We start from the raw sequence: 3,552 nt of genomic DNA on the forward strand, positions 1-3,552 counted from the left end.
GTTCACCCAGGCCCTGCGCTCCATCGGGGAGCCGTTGGTCAGCAAGCCGCTGAAGGACATTTCGGTCGGCCAGCTTCTGGTGCACCTGTTCGCAGTGACGGAACAGTTCCGCATGGAAACCCAGCCCCAGCTGCTGCTTCTGCAGAAAAGCATGCTGATGGCCGAGGGGATTGGCCGGATCCTGAACCCGCGGGTCAACATGTGGGACATGGCGCGGGAGCCGATCGAGGACTGGATGCGCGCCAACCGCGGCCCCGCCGCCCGCGCCCGGGACCATGTAAAGGATCTGGCGGACTCCCTGTCGCGCCTTCCCTGCCTGGTGCGGGAGACGGAAAAATCCCTGCTGCTGTGGCAGAGGCAGAACAGAGACCTGCACTGCCACGGCGAGCCATCAAAACGGCAGAAAAGGCGATGGCTTGTCGTGGCCGGGATCTGTGCCTTGGTCGGTTCAGCAGGAGCCGCTGTTGTCCTGACGATCGTTGGCCTCGCCCTGCCCCTGGTTCTGTCCTGACATTCCCTGTTCCTGGAGGATCCGGCGCACCTCGCGCTGGATGATGCTGTCCACCAGGGGGCGCAGGTTGGTCGCCATCCATTCTTTCAGAAGGGGCCGCAAGGCCTCGATGGCCACAGCTTCCAGTGATGTGCCAGGCTTTGTCGCCGCCGCTGCAGGCTTTGGAGTTGCTGCGGGCCGGGACGGCTGTCGCAGCGGGGGAGCGGTCGCAGTGGCCGGCGCAGGCGCGGCAGCGGCAGCCGGTGCGGCAGGCTGAGGGGTCTGCATCCTGTCCCGCAGAAACGAGAAAATGCCGGGAGGATTGCCCGGAATGGGGGCTGAGGACTGTGGATGCTGCCGGGCGCGGGCAGCAGGATTATCCCTGACCGGATTGGGCCGCAGGGACGGCTGATCCTGGGAGTCAGAGGCGGATACCCTGGCCAGCGCCTGGCGCAGTCTCTGGATATCCCCGTCTTCGCGGGATATTTCCGGGTCAGTATACGGGGCCGGCGCCACAGCAGGAGCTGCCGGCTGTGGCTCCTCGTCCTCTGTCATGATACGGCGGATAGAAGCCAGGATATCCTCCATGGCGATCCCGTCACTGGCCGGACCCTCCTCCGGATCCGCAATGTCCGCACGCAGGGGCCTAAGGGTCTTTCCGGTCATCGTACTCCTCCACACCTGTTCCCCACCAGGCATCACGCACTTCCCTGTAGTGGGCTTCCGGATCGTATGGGGTGACCGGCAGGCCCAGATTCTGCGCCGTCAGACCACCCACCGCGGCCAGAAGCTGGTACGAGGCCACAACCTCGTTGCGCTGGGCCTGCACCAGGGCAACCCGGGCATTCAGGACTTCCTGTTCCGCATCCAGCACGTCCAGTGTTGTGCGGGTACCGACCTTGGATTCCTCGCGCGTGCCTTCCAGTGCCGTCGAGGCCGCCCGGATCTGGGCCTGTCTGGATTTCAGCTCGGCCTGCGCGGTGGTCAGGGCCGTCCAGGCCCGGATGGCGTTCTCCCTGGCAGTGCGGCGGAGATCCTCGATCTCGATGCGGCGCTGGTTGGCCGTGTGCTTGGCTTCCCGGACACGGGAAGTAACGCTGCCCGCCTCGTACAGGGGAATGCGGACCTGGGCCAGGATGGTAGCGCTGTCCACCTGGTCAGACGTGGAGCCGGACCCGGAATCCCAGTCCCGGCCCAGACGGCCCTGGAGGCTGGCCTCGGGCAGGAGTTCGCCGCGCACGGTGTCCACTGTGTTATGGGACGCCCTTTCGGTATAGACGGCGCTGACCACCGCCGGGTTCCGGTCCTGGGCCAAGGTGATGGCCTCGTCCAGCGAGGACGGCAGGGGCAGTCTGACCTCCGGCTTTTTCAGCTCCCCCGGGGACAGGCCGAAAACCCGCATGAACGTGGCCCGGCTGGCTTCCAGAATACCTTCAACCGCGATCCGGTCCGATGTGGCACGTGCCAGGCGGGACTGGGCCTGGCTGACGTCCGTGCGCGTGGCCACGCCCACCTCGAAACGGTCCCGGTCAGCGCCGTACTGGCGGCGCAGCACCTGTTCGTTGCTGACGTTCAGGGACACAACGGCCTGGTCGCGGACAACGTCCATCCATGCGGTCACCCCGGACAGCAGGACGTCCTGTTCTGTGGACAGCAGGGACGCCCGCTGGGCCATGATCTGGTTTTCCGCCCGGCTGACCGATGAAACTGTCCGCCCGCCCCGGTACAGGGGCTGGGTCACCGTCAAGGCGACAGAGGCAGGGGTCAGGGTGTCGCTGCCCCCCTCCTCCCGGTCGACATGGCTTTTGCCGATGTCCCCGGTAGCGTCGATAAGAGGGCGGTATCCGGACAGGGCCTGGGGCGCCTGCTCATCCACGGCCTTCAGCCTGGTCCGGGCAGCATCCAGCACAGGGCTGGTCTGCCAGACCTGGACCAGCGCCTCCTCGAACGTCTGGGCCCGGGCAGGGCCTGCCGCTGCCAGCAGGACTACCAGAAGAGACAGGATTGCGGTGCGGGAAAATCGGGCCATCAGTACGTACTCATGTTCGGGTCAATCCGGCGGGCCCAGGCGTCGATGCCGCCCTCAAGGTTCCGGACCTGGCTGTAGCCCTGTGACAGCAGCCACGCAACGGCCCGGCCGCTGCGGCCACCATGGTGACAATGGATGACGACGGGGCGGTCCTTCGGAATCTCGCTGAAACGCTGTGGCAGGGATCCCAGGGGAATGTGCAGCGCCCCGGGAAGACTGCAGACAGCGACCTCGCCGGCCTCGCGCACATCCACCAGGACAGGCGGAGTGCCGGCTTGCATCTGCCTGTGCAGGGTCTGGACGTCCATGACGGGAATACTGTCGCCGGTCATCAGAACTCAAACTCCGCGGGTTTTTCAAAGCCGGGCAGCAGGGGGGTGCCCGCATCAAAGAGGACAATATCCGATATGGTGGTCCCGGTACGCCGGAACAAGCAGGCCCGGCCTGTCTGCCCCCCGGACAGCACAACCGTCACAAGCCGCCCGCCGTCAGCCAGCTGGACGGACAGGGCCTGTGGAACCTGCTCCACGGCACCATTCACCAGGATCACATCGTACGGCGCCCCGTCAGGAGAGCCTTGTGTCATGTCGCCCTGCATCACAGCAGTATTGGGACAGGACAGCTGTTTCAGGGCGGTTTCCGCCTGGCGGGCCAGCGCCGCATCGGCCTCCAGCAGCGTCACGTGGCGGGCCAGCCGGGAGAGGATCGCCGTGGAATATCCCGTGGCTCCGCCCACATCCAGAACCCGGCATGCCGGCGTTATACCCGCTGCCTCGATCATCCGGGCCAGAACCATGGGCTCCATCAGCCACCGGTCTGAACCCAGAGGAAGGTCGTCGTCCATATAGGCCAACCCCTTCAGGGCTGCGGGCACGAACATCTCGCGCGGGATCTGCTCCATGGCGCGGACCAGAGCCGCGTCCTGCACCCTGTTGGGGCGCAGCTGGTTCTCGACCATGTTCTGGCGGGCTATGGCGGCAGCGCTCATGGAAACCGGTGTCCCCTGACAGGAAAAACCTGACAGAATCTATAT

Annotated in this window: 5 protein-coding genes; 1 reads left to right on the top strand and 4 read right to left on the bottom strand. The window is 65.7% G+C overall.

Annotated features, from left to right (window positions below; all coding sequences use genetic code 11):
* Nucleotides 1-511, top strand: a 511-nt coding sequence (locus tag M3O22_08925) for a 2-polyprenylphenol 6-hydroxylase (GenBank protein MDP9196864.1), incomplete at its 5' end; no start/stop codon positions are given.
* Here M3O22_08925 and M3O22_08930 read toward each other — a convergent pair.
* The 4 genes from M3O22_08930 to M3O22_08945 are packed head-to-tail and all read right to left on the bottom strand — an operon-like array spanning nucleotide 449 to nucleotide 3,507.
* The gene (locus M3O22_08930; protein ID MDP9196865.1) at nucleotides 449-1,156 is read right to left on the bottom strand and encodes a DUF2497 domain-containing protein; all 708 of its coding nucleotides are present in this window, start codon (nucleotides 1,154-1,156) and stop codon (nucleotides 449-451) included. The two genes, M3O22_08925 and M3O22_08930, sit on opposite strands and share 63 nt — an antisense overlap.
* Nucleotides 1,137-2,519: a TolC family outer membrane protein gene (locus M3O22_08935; GenBank protein ID MDP9196866.1), complete on the bottom strand. Its 1,383-nt coding sequence runs from the start codon at nucleotides 2,517-2,519 to the stop codon at nucleotides 1,137-1,139. Before M3O22_08935 ends, M3O22_08930 begins: the two co-directional genes overlap by 20 nt.
* A complete protein-coding gene (locus M3O22_08940; GenBank protein MDP9196867.1) occupies nucleotides 2,519-2,827 on the bottom strand; it encodes a rhodanese-like domain-containing protein in 309 nt (102 codons plus the stop codon). The genes M3O22_08935 and M3O22_08940 overlap by 1 nt, the downstream gene beginning before the upstream one ends.
* A gap of 23 nt (nucleotides 2,828-2,850) precedes the next feature.
* A complete protein-coding gene (locus M3O22_08945) occupies nucleotides 2,851-3,507 on the bottom strand; it encodes a protein-L-isoaspartate O-methyltransferase (GenBank protein MDP9196868.1) in 657 nt (218 codons plus the stop codon).
* Nucleotides 3,508-3,552: the final 45 nt, after the last annotated feature.

The organism is Pseudomonadota bacterium (genome assembly GCA_030775045.1).
Classification (GTDB): domain Bacteria; phylum Pseudomonadota; class Alphaproteobacteria; order JALYJY01; family JALYJY01; genus JALYJY01.

Coding starts and splice junctions, on each gene's coding strand:
- M3O22_08930 (MDP9196865.1), bottom strand. CDS start 1,156: ATGACCGGAAAGACCCTTAGGCCCCTGCGTGCGGACATTGCGGATCCG.
- M3O22_08940 (MDP9196867.1), bottom strand. CDS start 2,827: ATGGACGTCCAGACCCTGCACAGGCAGATGCAAGCCGGCACTCCGCCT.
- M3O22_08945 (MDP9196868.1), bottom strand. CDS start 3,507: ATGAGCGCTGCCGCCATAGCCCGCCAGAACATGGTCGAGAACCAGCTG.
- M3O22_08935 (MDP9196866.1), bottom strand. CDS start 2,519: ATGGCCCGATTTTCCCGCACCGCAATCCTGTCTCTTCTGGTAGTCCTG.